This is a genomic window from Enterobacter cloacae complex sp. 342H5 (genome assembly GCF_050030905.1).
Taxonomy (GTDB): domain Bacteria; phylum Pseudomonadota; class Gammaproteobacteria; order Enterobacterales; family Enterobacteriaceae; genus Enterobacter; species Enterobacter intestinihominis.
This window is the reverse complement of sequence record NZ_JBLGVB010000001.1, coordinates 4062679-4080004: the sequence shown is the minus strand read 5'-3', so window position 1 is coordinate 4080004 and position 17326 is coordinate 4062679. Positions and strand designations below refer to the sequence as shown.

Below are 17326 nucleotides of genomic sequence, written 5' to 3'. Positions count from 1 at the left end.
TCTATGACGTCTTTGTATCTTGCCTCCGGTTCTCCGCGTCGCCAGGAACTGCTCGCGCAGTTGGGTGTATCCTTCGAACGCATCGTTACCGGTATCGAAGAAAAACGTGCTGAGGGCGAAAGCGCTCAGCAGTATGTCTCCCGTCTGGCGCGTGAAAAAGCGCAGGCGGGCGTTGCATGCGTGCCGCGTGACTTACCGGTGCTGGGGGCCGATACCATCGTCATTCTCAATGGTGAGGTGCTTGAGAAACCCCGCGACGCAGACCATGCTGCGCGGATGCTGCGTAACATGTCCGGACAAACCCATCAGGTGATGACGGCGGTAGCGCTGGCAGACAGCCAGTACGTTCTGGATTGCCTTGTGGTAACGGAAGTGACGTTCAGAGTCCTCACCGACGAGGAGATCGCCGGCTATATCGCCAGCGGTGAACCTATGGATAAAGCAGGTGCATACGGTATTCAAGGGTTGGGTGGCTGTTTTGTCAGGAAGATAAATGGCAGCTATCACGCCGTAGTCGGCTTACCGCTGGTGGAAACGTATGAGTTGCTGAGCAATTTTAACTCACTGCGTGAGGGAAGGGATAATTATGACGGCTGAATTGTTGGTAAACGTAACGCCATCGGAAACCCGTGTGGCCTACATTGATGGTGGCATTCTTCAGGAAATTCATATTGAGCGTGAAGCGCGGCGCGGAATCGTAGGCAATATCTACAAAGGTCGTGTCAGTCGTGTACTGCCGGGTATGCAGGCGGCTTTTGTAGATATTGGGCTCGATAAAGCGGCGTTTTTACACGCCTCCGACATCATGCCGCATACCGAATGCGTGGCAGGCGAAGAGCAAAAGCAGTTTGCCGTGCGCGACATCTCTGAGCTGGTGCGTCAGGGCCAGGATCTGATGGTGCAGGTGGTAAAAGATCCGCTGGGCACCAAAGGCGCGCGTCTGACCACCGACATCACCCTTCCTTCACGTTATCTGGTCTTTATGCCGGGGGCGTCGCACGTCGGCGTGTCACAGCGTATTGAGAGCGAAAGCGAGCGTGAACGCCTGAAAAAGGTGGTCAGCGCCTACTGCGACGAGCAGGGCGGGTTTATTATCCGTACCGCAGCGGAAGGGATCAGCGAAGAAGACCTGGCCTCGGATGCGGCCTATCTGAAGCGCGTCTGGACCAAAGTGATGGAGCGTAAAAAACGCAACCAGACCCGCTACCGGCTGTACGGTGAGCTGGCGCTCGCTCAGCGCGTATTACGTGATTTCGCCGATGCGCAGCTCGACCGAATCCGCGTGGACTCCCGTCTGACGTACGAAGCCTTACTGGAGTTCACCGCCGAGTACATCCCGGAAATGCCGGGGCTGCTGGAGCATTACACCGGACGCCAGCCGATATTTGATCTCTATGACGTTGAAAACGAAATCCAGCGTGCGCTGGAGCGTAAGGTTGAGCTGAAATCGGGTGGCTATCTGATTATTGATCAGACCGAAGCGATGACCACCGTCGACATCAACACCGGCGCGTTTGTCGGCCATCGCAACCTCGATGACACCATCTTTAATACCAATATTGAAGCGACGCAGGCCATCGCACGCCAGCTTCGCCTGCGTAATCTGGGCGGTATTATCATCATCGACTTTATCGATATGAATAATGAAGATCACCGCCGTCGCGTGCTGCACTCCCTGGAGCAGGCGCTGAGTAAAGATCGCGTGAAAACCAGCATCAATGGCTTCTCGCAGCTCGGTCTGGTGGAAATGACCCGGAAACGGACCCGCGAAAGCGTGGAACATGTCCTGTGTAATGAGTGTCCAACCTGCCATGGACGCGGAACGGTAAAGACGGTGGAGACGGTCTGCTACGAGATCATGCGTGAGATTGTCCGTGTCCATCATGCCTACGACTCAGACCGTTTTCTGGTCTATGCTTCCCCTGCGGTGGCAGAGGCCCTGAAAGGGGAAGAGTCGCACGCGCTGGCGGAAGTGGAAATCTTTGTCGGCAAACAGGTAAAAGTGCAAATTGAGCCGCTCTATAACCAGGAGCAGTTTGACGTCGTCATGATGTAAACGCAGTTCGCTGCGAGATTTAAGGCTGACAAGGAGAGACGCGTGAGGCGATTGCCGGGGATTTTACTGCTTACAGGGGCAACGCTGGTCGTGATTGTCGCGTTGCTCGTGAGCGGGCTGCGTCTCGCCTTGCCGCATCTGGACAGCTGGCGGCCGCAGATCCTGGCAAAAATCGAATCTGCCACCGGTCTGCCGGTGGACGTGAGCCATATCGAGGCAAGCTGGCAGAACTTTGGCCCGACGCTTGATGCGCGGGATATCAGCGCCAGCCTGAAAGATGGCGGCCATCTTAAAATCAAACGCGTCACCCTGGCGCTGGATGTCTGGCAAAGCCTGCTGCATCTGCGCTGGCAGTTTCGCGATCTCACCTTCTGGCAACTTCAGCTGATGACCAACACGCCGCTGCAAAGCGGCGACAGCGATCGTGGGCTGGAAACCAGCCGTATCAGCGATCTCTTCCTGCGTCAGTTCGATCATTTCGATCTCCGCGACAGCGAAGTGAGCTTTATAACCCTTTCCGGACAGCGCGCTGAGCTGGCGATCCCACAGCTGACCTGGCTAAACGGGAAAGATCGCCACCGCGCCGAGGGGCAGGTGAATCTCTCCAGCCTGAACGGGCAGCACGGCGTTATGCAGGTGCGGATGGATCTGCGCGACGACAATGGCCTGCTGAACAACGGCAGGGTGTGGCTACAGGCGGACGATGTGGACGTGAAGCCGTGGCTGGGTGAGTGGCTACAGCAGAACATGCAGCTGGAAACCGCGCGCTTCAGCCTGGAAGGCTGGATGACCCTGACGAACGGGGCGTTCGCCAGCGGCGATATCTGGCTTAAGCAGGGGGGCGCGAGCTGGAAGGGGGAAAACCATCAGCATCAGCTTTCCGTCGATAACCTCACCGCACACGTGACGCAGGATAAAGGCGGCTGGCAGTTCGCTATTCCGGATACGCGCATCTCCATGGATAACAAACCCTGGCCGCGCGGCGCACTGACGCTGGCGTGGATGCCGGAGCAGGACGTCGGCGGTATAAACGGTAAACGCAGCGATGAGCTGCGTATCCGCGCCAGTAACCTGGATCTGACGGCGATCGAAGGGTTGCGTTCAATGGCCGCAAAACTCTCCCCGGAGCTGGGCGAAATCTGGCTGGCGACGCAGCCGAGCGGGCAGATAAACCGGCTGGCGCTGGATATTCCGCTCCAGGCCACGGAAAAGACGCGTTTTCAGGCGGCATGGAAAAATCTCGCATGGAAACAGTGGAAGCTGCTGCCGGGTGCCGAGCACTTCAGCGGTAAACTGGAAGGAAGCGTGGAAAACGGCAGGCTGACGGCAGAAATGCAGGAAGCAAAAATGCCGTACGAAACGGTCTTCCGTGCGCCACTGGAGATCGAAAAGGGAAACGCCACTCTTAACTGGCTGAAGAATGACAAAGGTTTTCAGCTCGATGGTCGCGATATTGATGTAAAAGCCAAAGCGGTACATGCCCGCGGTAATTTCCGTTATCTACAGCCTGAAGGCGATGAGCCGTGGCTGGGCATTCTGGCGGGCATCAGCACGGATGATGGTTCGCAGGCGTGGCGCTACTTCCCGGAAAACCTGATGGGGAAAGCGCTGGTAGACTATCTCAGCGGCGCCATTCAGGGCGGTCAGGCGGATAACGCCACGCTGGTCTACGGCGGCAATCCGCACCTGTTCCCGTATAAGCATAACGAAGGCCAGTTCCAGGTTCTGGTGCCGCTACGCAACGCCACCTATGCCTTCCAGCCGGACTGGCCCGCGCTGAAGAATCTGAATATCGAACTCAACTTCCTGAATGACGGCTTGTGGATGAAGACGGACAGCGTTGCGCTGGGCGGCGTAACGGCAAGCAACCTGACGGCAAACATCCCGGATTACTCCAAAGAGAAACTGCTGATTGATGCGGATATTAAGGGGCCGGGTAAAGCGGTTGGCCCGTATTTTGAAGATACGCCGCTGGATGACTCCCTGGCGGCCACTCTCCAGCAGTTGCAGTTAGATGGTGATGTGAATGCTCGCTTACATCTGGATATCCCGCTCGACGGTGAAATGACCACCGCCAAAGGCGACGTTCGTCTGAACAATAACAGCCTCTATATCAAGCCGCTGGACAGCACGCTGAAAAACCTTAGCGGTCAGTTCAGCTTTGTTAACGGCAATCTGAAAAGTAAGCCGCTGAAAGCGACCTGGTTCAATCAACCCGTCAATATCGATTTCTCCACCACCGAGGGCGACAAAGCCTACCAGGTGGCGGTCAATATGGACGCGAACTGGCAGCCGTCACGCATGGATGTTCTGCCGAAGCCGATTGAGAATGCGGTGGACGGCGCGGTGTCATGGAATGGCAAGGTCGCCATCGACCTGCCTTATCATGCTGGTGCGCGCTATAACGTCGACATTACGGGCGATCTAAAAAACCTCAGTAGCCAGCTTCCCGCACCGCTGAACAAGAAAAGCGGTGAAGCACTGCCCGTCAACGTAAAGGTTGCGGGCAACCTCAACAGCTTTGATTTAACCGGAAACGCTGGCGGAACAAACCACTTCAACAGCCGCTGGCTGCTTAACCGCAAGCTGACGCTGGACAGGGCGATCTGGACGACGGACAGCCGTACCACGCCGCCGCTGCCGGAGCAGGCGGGCATTGAACTGAATCTCCCGCCGATGGATGGCGCAGAGTGGCTGGCACTGTTTCAGAAAGGTGTCGGGCAAAACGTCGACCAAACGGCGCAGTTCCCGCAGTCCATTACCTTGCGCACGCCTGCGCTGACGCTGGGTGGGCAGCAGTGGAACAACCTGAGTATTGTCTCCCGGCCGACGGTGAACGGCTCAAAGGTCGAGGCGCAGGGGCGTGAAATTAACGGTTCGTTGACGATGCGCGATAACGCGCCATGGCAGGCGGCTATCCGTTATCTCTATTACAACCCGACCTTTACGGCGTCTAAAACACAGTCGACAAGTACGTCTCCTTTCAGCAGCAGTGGAACGTCGCGCGTGGATTTCAGCAACTGGCCCGATCTCCAGCTGCGCTGTGCGGAGTGCTGGCTGTGGGGACAGAAATATGGCCGTATCGACGGTGATTTTGCTATTCAGGGCAATACGCTGAGCCTCTCTGGTGGGCTGGTGGATACCGGCTTTGGCCGCATGACCGCCGCTGGCGAGTGGGTGAACAAACCGGGTGAACAGCGCACCTCGCTGAAGGGCGATATTAAAGGCAACAAGCTGGACGCAGCGGCTAACTTCTTTGGGATCAGCACGCCGCTTCGCGGATCGTCCTTCGATGTGAATTACGATCTGCACTGGCGCGCGGCACCGTGGCAGCCGGACGTTGCCTCGCTGAACGGTATCCTCAGAACCCGTTTTGGTAAGGGACAAATTGCCGATGTTAGCACCGGTCATGCAGGGCAAATACTGCGCCTGCTGAGCTTTGACGCGCTGCTGCGCAAGCTGCGCTTCGATTTCAGCGATACCTTCAACGACGGTTTCTATTATGACTCCATTCGCGGAACGGCCTGGATCAAGGACGGCGTGATGCATACCGATGATACGCTGCTGGACGGCCTGGAAGCGGACATCGCCATGAAAGGATCAGTGAACCTCGTGCGCCGGGAGCTGGATATGGAAGCGGTTGTTGCCCCGGAAATCTCCGCTACAGTGGGTGTTGCTACCGCTTTTGTGGTCAATCCGATAATCGGCGCGGCGGTATTTGCCGCCAGCAAAGTGCTGGGGCCGCTCTGGAGCAAAGTCTCGATTCTGCGCTACCGCATTACGGGCCCAATCGATAAACCGCAGATTAATGAAGTGCTGCGCCAGCCGCGCAAAGAAGCACAGCAATGATTTGACGTGGGCAGGTAATTGCCTCACTCTCAATAATATTGATTTTATACCGCCACTGGCGGCAACGAACGAGTAGCAATACGATGAGTCTGAACCTGGTAAGTGAACATTTGCTCGCAGCGAACGGCCTGAGCCATCAGGACCTGTTCTCCATTCTTGGTCAACTGACCGAACGCCGCCTCGACTACGGCGATCTCTATTTCCAGTCGAGCTATCACGAATCCTGGGTTTTAGAAGACAGCATCATTAAAGATGGTTCTTATAACATTGACCAGGGCGTCGGCGTGCGCGCCGTCAGCGGCGAAAAAACCGGTTTTGCTTATGCAGACCAGATAAGCCTGGCCGCGCTGGAGCAGAGCGCGCAGGCGGCGCGAACCATTGTGCGTGATACCGGCGACGGTCGCGTGAAAACCCTGGGTGAAGTGCAGCACGCTGCGCTTTATACCAGCATCGACCCACTGCAAAGCATGAGCCGCGAAGAGAAGCTGGACATCCTGCGTCGCGTGGACAAAGTGGCTCGCGCGGCGGACAAACGCGTGCAGGAAGTCTCTGCCAGTCTGAGCGGGGTCTATGAGCTGATTCTGGTGGCGGCGACGGACGGTACGCTGGCCGCCGACGTGCGTCCGCTTGTGCGCCTCTCTATCAGCGTGCAGGTGGAAGACGACGGCAAGCGCGAGCGCGGCTCAAGCGGTGGCGGCGGTCGTTTTGGCTACGACTGGTTCCTCGGCGACGTTGACGGCGAAGCGCGCGCGGATGCGTGGGCAAAAGAAGCCGTGCGCATGGCGCTGGTCAACCTGTCTGCCGTGGCGGCACCTGCCGGTACGCTGCCGGTGGTTCTGGGCGCAGGCTGGCCTGGCGTGTTGCTGCACGAAGCGGTCGGTCACGGCCTGGAGGGGGATTTCAACCGTCGCGGGACGTCCGTATTCAGCGGTCAGATGGGGCAGCTAGTCTCCTCCGAACTGTGTACCGTGGTGGATGATGGCACCATGCTCGACCGTCGCGGCTCGATTTCTATCGACGATGAAGGCACGCCGGGCCAGTACAACGTGCTGATCGAAAATGGCGTACTGAAAGGTTACATGCAGGACAAGCTTAACGCGCGTCTGATGGGCGTTGCGCCAACGGGTAACGGTCGTCGCGAATCCTACGCGCACCTGCCGATGCCGCGCATGACCAACACCTACATGCTGCCGGGTAAATCCACGCCGCAGGAGATTATCGAATCCGTTGATTACGGTATCTTCGCGCCAAACTTTGGCGGCGGCCAGGTGGATATCACCTCCGGTAAATTTGTCTTCTCTACCTCAGAGGCGTATCTGATTGAGAAGGGCAAAGTGACCAAAGCGGTGAAGGGCGCAACCCTGATTGGCTCTGGCATTGAGGCCATGCAGCAGATTTCCATGGTGGGTAACGACCTGAAGCTGGATAACGGCGTGGGCGTTTGCGGCAAAGAGGGTCAGAGCCTGCCGGTAGGCGTGGGCCAGCCAACCCTGAAGGTCGATAACCTGACGGTGGGCGGCACGGCGTAATTTTTTCATTTTCCCCTCACCCTAACCCTCTCCCCAACGGGGAGAGGGGACTGCTCCGTGCCGTCTTTTCTCCCTCGCCCCTTTGGGGAGAGGGCCGGGGTGAGGGGGAGGCCTACTCTTTCCTTCTTCCCCGCATCCCCTGAAACAGCTCTGCCACTTCCACAAAATAGTCCGTCAGATAGTTAATACAGACCTGCACCTTCAGCGGCAGCTTGTCCTTTTCGGTATAGAGCGCGTACACCGGGCGCGGATCCGACTGGTAGCGCGGGAAGAGGATCTCCAGTTCGCCGCTGTTGATCTCGTTGATCACCCACATCAGCGGCACGTAGGCGATCCCGGCCCCGGCCACCAGCCAGCGTGAGATGGTCATCGGATCGTTGGTCACGAAGCGGCCTTCAGGCAGCAGTTTGGTGGAAAGCCCCTCTGGCGCGATCAATTCAAATTCGTTATCTGGGCGAACGCTGTATTCCAGCCACGAGTGGTTGCTCAGGTCGGCAGGTTTTTCCGGTACGCCATACTGTGCCAGATAGCTTTTCGAAGCGCAGACCACCATCGGCATGCTGCCCAGTCGACGCGAGAACAGGCTCGAGTCCTGCAATGCGCCAACGCGGATCACCACGTCTAACCCATCGGCAATCAGATCCGGTGCCGGAATACCCGTTACCAGATTAACGGTTAAACCGGGATACTCTTTCAGCATTTCCGCCGTCATGGCAGCGAGAACATTTTGTGCCATAGTTGAAGAACACCCGATACGCAGCGTGCCGATAGGCGTGTTGTTAAAGGCGTAGAGCTGCTCGTGAACATCCTGCACTTCATGCAGCATTCGACGGCAGCCCTGATAGTAAATTTTACCCGCTTCCGTCAGCCCAATGCTGCGGGTGCTGCGGTTGAGCAGCTTCACCTGGAGCTCATCTTCCAGTTTTGACACTGTCTGGCTAATGGATGAGACGCTCATTTGTAGCTGACGTGCTGCGGCGGTAAAAGAGCCTTGCTCAACCACTTTCGCAAAGACGGACATGCGTTTTAGACGTTCCATTATTCACTCTGGCTTAAAAGTGATTTAGATCACATATGATAGATAACAGCATAACAGTTACGTTAATATATTATTAATTACATAACGGCTGCGCCACTCTCGCCCGGCAATTCATGCTCTCCTGCGGCGGCGTGAGCTTAATAATCCAGTAACCTGCATCTCTTTAATCAAGGTCAACATGAGTCTGTTTCCCGTTATCGTGGTGTTCGGTCTGTCGTTCCCACCGATATTTTTCGAGCTTCTTTTATCACTGGCGATCTTCTGGCTGGTGCGCAAGGTGCTGGTCCCTACCGGGATTTATGATTTCGTCTGGCATCCTGCATTGTTTAATACCGCGCTGTATTGCTGCCTGTTCTATTTAATATCGCGCATGTTTGTCTGAGGTTGATGTGAAAACGCTAACAAGAAAAATCTCCCGCACTGCCATCACTATGGCGCTGGTCATCCTGGCGTTCATCGCTATTTTTCGCGCCTGGGTTTATTACACCGAATCCCCGTGGACGCGCGATGCGCGTTTCAGCGCGGAGGTGGTCGCGATAGCGCCCGATGTCGCCGGTCTCATTACGGCGGTCAATGTCCACGATAACCAGCTGGTGAAAAAAGATCAGGTACTGTTCACTATCGACCAGCCGCGCTATCAAAAAGCGCTGGAAGAAGCGGAAGCCGACGTAGCGTATTACAACGCGCTGGCCGCTGAAAAACGCCGTGAAGCAGGACGTCGTAACAAGCTGGGCATCCAGGCCATGTCCCGGGAAGAGATTGATCAGTCCAATAACGTGCTGCAAACCGTGCTGCATCAGCTGGCAAAAGCGCAGGCGACGCGCGATCTGGCGAAGCTCGATCTGGAACGTACCGTTATCCGCGCCCCGTCCGATGGCTGGGTAACCAACCTCAACGTCTATGCGGGTGAGTTTATCACGCGCGGCTCTACGGCCGTGGCGCTGGTGAAACAGAACTCTTTCTACGTCCTCGCCTATATGGAAGAGACCAAGCTGGAAGGCGTGCGTCCGGGCTATCGCGCCGAAATCACGCCGCTCGGCAGCAACCGGGTCCTGAAAGGAACCGTGGACAGCGTGGCCGCGGGGGTGACCAACGCCAGCAGTACCAATGATTCAAAAGGGATGGCGACCGTCGATTCTAACCTCGAGTGGGTTCGTCTGGCGCAGCGCGTACCGGTACGCATTCGTCTGGATGAGCAGCAGAGCAACCTCTGGCCCGCAGGCACCACGGCGACGGTAGTGATCACCGGTGAAAAAGACCGTGATGCCAGCCAGGATTCTATCTTCCGTCAAATCGCCCATCGCCTGCGCGAGTTTGGTTGATCGCTATGGGCATTTTTTCCATCGCCAGCCAGCACATCCGCTTCGCCGTGAAGCTGGCATGCGCCATTGTGCTGGCGCTGTTTGTTGGCTTCCATTTCCAGCTTGAAACGCCGCGCTGGGCTGTTCTGACCGCCGCGATCGTCGCCGCCGGTCCTGCCTTCGCGGCGGGTGGCGAGCCTTACTCCGGGGCAATTCGCTATCGCGGGATGCTGCGTATTATCGGCACCTTTATCGGCTGTATCGCCGCCCTGACCATTATCATCCTGATGATCCGCACGCCGCTGCTGATGCTGATTGTATGCTGTATCTGGGCGGGTTTTTGCACCTGGGTCTCTTCGCTGGTGAAGGTGGAGAACTCGTATGCCTGGGGCCTGGCGGGATATACCGCGCTGATTATTATCATCACCATTCAGAGTGAACCGCTGCTTGCTCCGCAGTTCGCCGTGGAACGTTGCAGCGAGATTGTCATTGGTATCGTCTGCGCGATTGTCGCCGATCTGCTCTTCTCTCCGCGATCCATCAAGCAGGAAGTCGATCGTGAGCTGGACGCGCTGATTGTTGCCCAGTACCAGCTCATGCAACTGTGCATTAAGCACGGCGACAGCGAAGAGGTCGACAAGGCCTGGAGCGCGCTGGTGCGCCGCACGCAGGCGCTGGAAGGGATGCGCAGTAATCTCAATATGGAGTCTTCCCGCTGGGAGCGTGCCAATCGTCGTCTGAAAGCGATCAATACCGTCTCGTTAACGCTGATCACCCAGGCGTGTGAAACCTACCTGATTCAGAACACTCGCCCCGAAGTGGTAACGGATACCTTCCGCGAACTGTTTGATGAGCCTGTGGAGACAGTGCAGGACGTGCATCGACAGCTTAAACGCATGCGTCGTGTGATTGCCTGGACGGGGGAACGGGATACGCCAGTCACCATTTATACCTGGGTTGGCGCCGCAACGCGCTACCTGCTTCTGAAACGCGGCGTGATTAGCAACACCAAAATCAGTGCGGCGGAAGAAGAGGTGTTACAGGGCGAAGTGGTGATCAAACCGGAATCCGCCGAGCGTCATCATGCGATGGTTAACTTCTGGCGTACCACCCTGGCCTGTATACTCGGCACGCTGTTCTGGCTGTGGACCGGCTGGACGTCCGGCAGCGGCGCGATGGTGATGATTGCCGTCGTTACCGCGCTGGCGATGCGTCTGCCCAACCCGCGCATGGTCGCTATTGATTTTCTGTACGGCACCATTGCGGCGTTACCCATTGGCGCGCTCTACTTCCTGGTAATCATCCCCTCGACGCAGCAAAGCATGCTTTTGCTCTGTATCAGCCTGGCGGTGATGGCGTTCTTTATCGGGATTGAGGTACAAAAACGCCGTCTGGGATCGTTAGGTGCGCTGGCGAGTACGATTAACATCCTCGTGCTGGATAACCCGATGACCTTCCATTTCAGCCAGTTCCTGGATAGCGCATTAGGCCAGCTGGTGGGCTGTTTCCTGGCGATGATGGTGATCCTGCTGGTGCGGGATAACTCTCAGGCGCGGACAGGGCGCGTGCTGCTCAATCAGTTTGTGTCGGCCGCCGTATCGTCCTTGACCACCAACACCGCGCGGCGCAAGCAGAACCACCTTCCGGCCCTTTACCAGCAACTGTTCCTGCTGTTGAATAAATTCCCGGGCGATGTCGCTCGCTTCCGTCTGGCGTTAACCATGATTATCGCGCACCAGCGTCTGCGGAACGCGCCAGTGCCGATCAACGACGATTTGTCCGCTTTCCACCGCCAGCTACGGCGAACGGCGGACCATGTGATATCGGCATCCAGTGATGACAAACGTCGCCGCTACTTTAAGCAACTGCTGGAGGAGCTGGATATCTACCAGGAGAAACTGCGAGTCTGGGAAGCCCCGCCGCAGGTTACCGAGCCGGTAGAGCGGCTGGTGTTTATGCTGCACCGCTACCAGAATGCGCTGACAGACAGCTAACGAAGAGAAAACCGACGCCAAAAGCGTCGGTTTTTTTGTGGCTATACTTATTCTTGCAGGTTCAAACATTCAGGAAGGGAGGACACATGACAACCCAGGCTCTTCAGGACAGTATTCTTTTTCAGACCGGGTATCTGGTTAACGGTATCTGGAAAACACTCGACACCACGTTTGATGTGCTAAACCCGGCCACGGGCGAGGTGGTTGCGAAAGTGGCGAAAGCAGGGAAAGCCGAAACCGAAGAGGCCATTGCGGCCGCGACGAAAGCCTTTCCCGCATGGCGCGCAAAAACGGCAAAAGAGCGTTCCGCGATCCTCTATCGCTGGTATGAACTGATTATCGAGAACAAAAGCTGGCTCGGGCGGCTGATGACCACCGAGCAGGGCAAGCCGCTGAAAGAGGCTGAGGGCGAGGTGGACTACGCTGCCAGCTTTATTCAGTGGTTTGCGGAGCAGGCCAAGCGCGCTAACGGTGAAATCATTCCTCCGGTTAAACCCGGCTCCCGTATTCTGGCCACTCGTGAACCTGTTGGGGTGGTTGCTGCTATCACGCCATGGAATTTCCCGATGGCTATGCTCACCCGTAAGCTCGGCCCGGCGCTGGCAGCAGGATGTACCGGCGTCATCAAGCCTGCAAACAACACGCCGCTGAGCGCCTTTGCGCTGCTGACGCTGGCGAAGCAGGCCGGTGTGCCGGATGGTGTGCTGAATGCGGTCGCGGGGAGCACCTCAGAAATTAGCGACGCCATTATGGCCAGCCATGACGTGCGCAAAATCTCGTTTACGGGGTCAACCGCCGTCGGGAAAACGCTGGTTCGCAATTCCGCTGAGACCATGAAAAAGGTATCGATGGAGCTGGGCGGCAATGCGCCGTATATCGTTTTCGAGGACGCGGATATTGAGGCCGCCGTCAAAGGCGCCATCGCCAATAAATTCCGTAACGCCGGGCAGGTCTGCGTCAGCGTAAACCGTTTCTATATCCAGGAGACGGTCTATGACAAGTTTGTCAATCAGCTTGCCGATGCGGTGAAGGCGCTGAAGGTGGGTAACGGTCTGGACGAGGGCGTCGTTGTCGGCCCGCTGATTGAGCCTTCGGCTGTCGAGAAAGTCCGTGAGCACGTCGAAGATGCGGTAGCGAAGGGGGCCACGGTGCTGGCTGGGGGTAAACCGCACGAACTTGGCGGCAACTTCTGGATGCCAACCGTACTCGGTGACTGCCATGAAGGCATGAAGCTGGCAGAAGAGGAGACCTTTGGTCCCGTTGCCGCCTGCTTCCGCTTCACGTCGGAAGACGAAGTGGTTATGCGCGCTAACAATACGCCTTACGGGCTGGCGGCCTACTTTTATACCCAGAATCTCTCGCGCGTGTTCCGCGTCTCACAGGCCATTGAGAGCGGCATGATCGGAATTAATGAATGTGCGGTCTCGACCGAGCTGGGTCCGTTTGGGGGCGTAAAAGAGTCCGGGCTGGGACGCGAGGGGTCTGTGCTGGGGCTGGAGGAGTTTCTGGAAGTTAAAACCCTGCATATCGGGGGCTTATAATAGACAGGGCGGCATCTGCCGCCCGCCTGTACCGGGTGGCTGGCAATGAAAATTTATACCTTTGATTTTGACGAAATTGATAGTCAGGAAGACTTCTACCGCGAGTTTATCCGGGCGTTCGACCTGGAGCGGGGCAGCGTAAACAATCTTGATATGCTATGGGATGTGGTTACCGGCGACAGGCTGCCGTTACCGCTGGAGATCGAATTTACCCATCTGCCTGAAAAACTGCGCAGACGCTTTGGCGCATTGATTTTATTGTTTGATGAAGCGGAGGAGGAGCTGGAAGGGCAACTGCGTTTCAACGTGCGCCAGTGATAAAAAAGCCCCTGACCGGGAGGTCAGGGGCAAGTCGTATGATGAGATACGACGAGGGTTTATTTGTACAGTTCTGCGGTAGCGTGCCAGTGGTCGCCACTGCGCGCTTCGATGATGCGATAAGATGACGCACCCTGTTCTTCCGCTTTTTTGTTCAGCATTTCGTGCATGTCCATCGGAGAAGTACCGATGGCACCAACAGAAACGGTCCCGATAGCCTGACGGGATTGTGCCTGTTCGGCGTTAATAGTGTCGGCTGCAAACGCACCGAATGACAGGACTGACAGTACGCTCAGGGCAGCTACAGTGGTTTTAATTTTCATGATTATTTACCTCGTCAATTATTTTACTGGGGTCTTTGTTCTGTGACCCTCATCACAAAATCAAGTATACACTAATCACGGAAAAAATTAATACCAGACTAATGGTTTCGCCTGTTATTACGTGTTAAAAACATCATTTTTTATAACGGGAATGAATAAAAAAGGGCGTTACTCTGCAGGTGTTATGATTTTTTATTATGTAAATCAATTGGATAGGCGGCTTTGATTTTTAGTGCGATTTTACGGCAGATCATTCACTGAATGAATGTTAACAGGCGGTAAAAAGCACTATTTGCAAAAGCAGCAGGCAGAGAAAAGCAGGGTAAAACGAGGCGGCCGCAGAATGATCCCCGCAGCCAGGCGCTACGGGGCAGAAGATTACAGCTCCTGTTCGAACAGGACCAGAATCGCTTCGTAGAGGTCTTTCACCGAGAAACCATTTGCCGGGGTCGTAAAAATGGTGTCATCGCCGGCGATGGTCCCGAGGATCCCCTCTGCTTTACCCAGCGAGTCCAGCAGGCGGGCAATCAGCTGGGCTGCACCCGGGCTGGTGTGGATCACGACCACGGCATCGTTATAGTCAATGTCCAGAACCAGGTTTTTCAGCGGGCTGGAGGTCGTTGGCACGCCAAGTTCAGCAGGCAGGCAATAAACCATCTCCATTTTGGCGTTGCGCGTACGCACTGCACCAAACTTGGTTAACATGCGGGAGACCTTCGACTGGTTGATGTTGTCGAAGCCTTGCTCCTGCAACGCCTGAACAATTTCTCCCTGAGAACTGAATTTCTCTTCTTTGAGTAGCGCTTTAAACGCTTTAACTAATTCTTCTTGCTTAGACGAGCTTCGCATAAGTCACCCGGAATATGACGATAGAAACAACATTATTATGCATGTGGATGAATTTTTATGCAAATTATCTACCTGGCACCAGGCTGAAATAATGTTATGAAAGGGAGAGATTTTATCAGATTTCGTTATCAGAAAACATGCCTGGGTCACGCCGCGCAAATAAGCTTAAAAGTAAATTAAATGTTATCAAAATGATGTTGTTTTGGTGGCGTGGCAGGGTGTATTGTAACCCCCTCTTAATTCGTTGTTGCCCACAGCCTGATAGCATTCGGGTGAAGGTCAAAGACGTGCGACCTCAAATTCTTTAGCGATGAAAATTGTAATTAATGACGTGCTGAATTATGGTCGCCGCAACGGAGTTACAGATACTTAAGTTAACCATAATAAGGAGTTTAGGATGAAAGTCGCAGTCCTCGGCGCTGCTGGTGGTATCGGCCAGGCGCTTGCCCTACTACTGAAAACCCAACTGCCTTCAGGCTCAGAACTCTCCCTGTACGATATTGCTCCGGTAACCCCAGGTGTGGCGGTTGACCTGAGCCACATCCCGACAGCTGTGAAAATCAAAGGCTTCTCCGGTGAAGATGCGCGTCCTGCGTTGCAGAATGCCGATGTGGTGCTGATCTCCGCGGGTGTTGCACGTAAACCGGGTATGGATCGTTCAGACCTGTTCAACGTCAACGCGGGCATCGTGAAAAACCTGGTTCAGCAGATCGCTGAAACCTGCCCGAAAGCGTGCATCGGTATCATCACCAACCCGGTGAACACCACCGTTGCCATCGCAGCAGAAGTGCTGAAGAAAGCGGGCGTTTACGACAAGAACAAACTGTTCGGCGTAACTACGCTGGATATCATCCGTTCCAATACCTTCGTGGCTGAGCTGAAAGGCAAGCAGCCAACGGAAGTGGAAGTGCCGGTTATCGGCGGACACTCTGGCGTGACCATCCTGCCTCTGCTGTCGCAAATCCCGGGCGTGAGCTTCACCGAGCAGGAAGTGGCTGACCTGACCAAACGTATTCAGAATGCAGGCACCGAAGTGGTGGAAGCGAAGGCGGGTGGCGGTTCTGCAACTCTGTCTATGGGCCAGGCGGCGGCGCGTTTCGGCCTGTCTCTGGTTCGCGCGCTGCAGGGCGAGAAAAACGTGGTTGAATGCGCTTACGTAGAAGGCGACGGTGAACACGCGCGCTTCTTCTCTCAGCCGCTGCTGCTGGGTAAAAACGGCGTTGAAGAGCGTAAGTCTATCGGCACGCTGAGCGCGTTTGAGCAAAACGCGATGGAAGGCATGCTGGATACGCTGAAGAAAGACATCACGCTGGGCGAAGAGTTCGTTAACAAGTGATCTTGTCCCGGTAAAAAAAACGGAGCGCTAAGCTCCGTTTTTTTATGCCCGTCAGTTAGTGGCCGGGTATTCCTGGATGGTGACCTGGATCGTGAGCTTCTTGTCATTACGCATGACTTCTACGGGGATGATAGAGCCCGGTCGAATTTCCGCCACCTGGTCCATCGTTTCCAGCGCAGAGACCGCCGGCGTGCCGTTGACGGAAAGAATAACGTCGTTCACCTGGATACCTGCATTGGCCGCCGGGCCGCCAGGCGCCACTTCGTTGACCACAATCCCCTGGATCTGATCGATACCACCGCCCTGCGTATGCATCGGCGCGATTTCACGCCCGCCAATACCGATGTAGCCACGGATCACGCGGCCATCGCGGATCAGCTTGTCCATGATCTTGGTCGCCAGCTGGAACGGAATGGCAAAGCCAATCCCTTCCGGTGTTTCACCATCGTTGCTCTTGTCAAAGGAGAGGGTGTTAATGCCCATCAGTTCGCCCAGAGAGTTCACCAGCGCACCGCCGGAGTTACCGTGGTTGATCGAGGCATCGGTTTGCAGGAAGTTCTGCCGCCCTGACGGGTTCAGTCCAATTCGACCTGTCGCGCTGATGATCCCCTGAGTGATGGTCTGGCCCAGGTTATACGGGTTACCGATCGCCAGCACCACATCGCCGATATGCGGCGTTCGTTTGCGATTAATCGGGATAGTCGGCAGACCGCCCGTGGCGTTGATCTTCAGCACCGCCAGATCGGTCAGGCTGTCCGACCCCACCAGCAGGGCTTCAAACACGCGGCCATCCTGCAAGGCGACGATAATCTGGTCGGCATCGTTGATCACGTGTTTATTGGTGATGATGTAACCCCGGTCATCCATGATCACACCGGAACCAAGCGTGCGGATCTCCAGCTGGTTATGAGCGGAACTGTTAAGCCCGCGGTTATAGACGTTAACCACGGCGGGGGCGGCACGGCGTACCGCCTGATTGTACGTTGCAGGCGTTTCATCCGTGCTGTCGAACTGAGGAGCCGACAGTTTGTTGAACTGGCGTAAAGATGGCATAGCCACCAGCAGCAGACCGGCAACGATCAAACCAATGACAATTGAACGAAAGAGCTTTAAAAGCATGATGCGTGTGTCGTTAAAAAAGGAACGGTTTGCAGCATAACATGAGTTATCCGGACATCACACGCAGCGGCG

General features: G+C 55.8%; 14 protein-coding genes. 10 read left to right on the top strand and 4 right to left on the bottom strand.

Annotated features, from left to right (window positions below):
• Window positions 1-3 precede the first annotated feature (3 nt).
• The 4 genes from ACQG03_RS19435 (at window position 4) to tldD (ending at window position 7434) form a co-directional block, all read left to right on the top strand.
• Complete coding sequence (locus tag ACQG03_RS19435) at window positions 4-597, top strand: Maf family protein (protein WP_003860403.1); 594 nt, start codon at window positions 4-6, stop codon at window positions 595-597.
• Complete coding sequence (rng, locus tag ACQG03_RS19430; RefSeq protein ID WP_003860405.1) at window positions 587-2056, top strand: ribonuclease G; 1470 nt, start codon at window positions 587-589, stop codon at window positions 2054-2056. The genes ACQG03_RS19435 and rng overlap by 11 nt, the downstream gene beginning before the upstream one ends.
• A gap of 42 nt (window positions 2057-2098) precedes the next feature.
• The gene (yhdP, locus tag ACQG03_RS19425; protein WP_022649563.1) at window positions 2099-5905 is read left to right on the top strand and encodes an AsmA2 domain-containing protein YhdP; all 3807 of its coding nucleotides are present in this window, start codon (window positions 2099-2101) and stop codon (window positions 5903-5905) included.
• 83 nt (window positions 5906-5988) lie between these two features.
• Entirely contained in the window at window positions 5989-7434 is a 1446-nt protein-coding gene (gene tldD / locus ACQG03_RS19420; RefSeq protein ID WP_022649562.1) for a metalloprotease TldD, read from the top strand.
• Window positions 7435-7546: 112 nt separating this feature from the next.
• On the opposite strand, the gene aaeR is transcribed toward tldD, so the two are convergent.
• Window positions 7547-8473 (bottom strand): HTH-type transcriptional activator AaeR, encoded by a 927-nt coding sequence (gene aaeR / locus ACQG03_RS19415; protein WP_022649561.1) that lies wholly within the window; start codon window positions 8471-8473, stop codon window positions 7547-7549.
• A 178-nt stretch (window positions 8474-8651) separates the two neighbouring features.
• On the opposite strand from aaeR, the gene aaeX reads away from it, so the two are divergent.
• The 5 genes from aaeX (at window position 8652) to ACQG03_RS19390 (ending at window position 13627) form a co-directional block, all read left to right on the top strand.
• Window positions 8652-8855 (top strand): p-hydroxybenzoic acid efflux pump operon protein AaeX, encoded by a 204-nt coding sequence (gene aaeX, locus ACQG03_RS19410; protein ID WP_003860416.1) that lies wholly within the window; start codon window positions 8652-8654, stop codon window positions 8853-8855.
• Between the two features lie 7 nt (window positions 8856-8862).
• Window positions 8863-9795, top strand: coding sequence for a p-hydroxybenzoic acid efflux pump subunit AaeA (gene aaeA / locus ACQG03_RS19405; RefSeq protein WP_023298740.1), 933 nt, complete (start codon window positions 8863-8865; stop codon window positions 9793-9795).
• A gap of 5 nt (window positions 9796-9800) precedes the next feature.
• The gene (gene aaeB, locus ACQG03_RS19400; protein WP_023298739.1) at window positions 9801-11768 is read left to right on the top strand and encodes a p-hydroxybenzoic acid efflux pump subunit AaeB; all 1968 of its coding nucleotides are present in this window, start codon (window positions 9801-9803) and stop codon (window positions 11766-11768) included.
• 86 nt (window positions 11769-11854) lie between these two features.
• Entirely contained in the window at window positions 11855-13309 is a 1455-nt protein-coding gene (locus ACQG03_RS19395; RefSeq protein WP_022649558.1) for an NAD-dependent succinate-semialdehyde dehydrogenase, read from the top strand.
• Window positions 13310-13354: 45 nt separating this feature from the next.
• Window positions 13355-13627 carry a barstar family protein gene (locus ACQG03_RS19390; protein WP_022649557.1) on the top strand — a complete coding sequence of 91 codons (273 nt, stop codon included), beginning with the start codon at window positions 13355-13357 and terminating at the stop codon, window positions 13625-13627.
• A gap of 59 nt (window positions 13628-13686) precedes the next feature.
• On the opposite strand, the gene yhcN is transcribed toward ACQG03_RS19390, so the two are convergent.
• Together yhcN and argR are read right to left on the bottom strand one after the other, a co-directional pair.
• Window positions 13687-13950 (bottom strand): peroxide/acid stress response protein YhcN, encoded by a 264-nt coding sequence (gene yhcN, locus ACQG03_RS19385; protein ID WP_006812160.1) that lies wholly within the window; start codon window positions 13948-13950, stop codon window positions 13687-13689.
• 378 nt (window positions 13951-14328) lie between these two features.
• On the bottom strand, window positions 14329-14799 hold the full coding sequence (argR, locus tag ACQG03_RS19380) for a transcriptional regulator ArgR (protein ID WP_003860428.1): 471 nt from the start codon (window positions 14797-14799) through the stop codon (window positions 14329-14331).
• Window positions 14800-15196: 397 nt separating this feature from the next.
• On the opposite strand from argR, the gene mdh reads away from it, so the two are divergent.
• Entirely contained in the window at window positions 15197-16135 is a 939-nt protein-coding gene (gene mdh / locus ACQG03_RS19375; RefSeq protein WP_022649556.1) for a malate dehydrogenase, read from the top strand.
• Window positions 16136-16186: 51 nt separating this feature from the next.
• On the opposite strand, the gene degS is transcribed toward mdh, so the two are convergent.
• Window positions 16187-17254, bottom strand: a complete 1068-nt coding sequence (gene degS, locus ACQG03_RS19370; protein ID WP_003860430.1) for an outer membrane-stress sensor serine endopeptidase DegS — start codon at window positions 17252-17254, stop codon at window positions 16187-16189.
• Window positions 17255-17326: the final 72 nt, after the last annotated feature.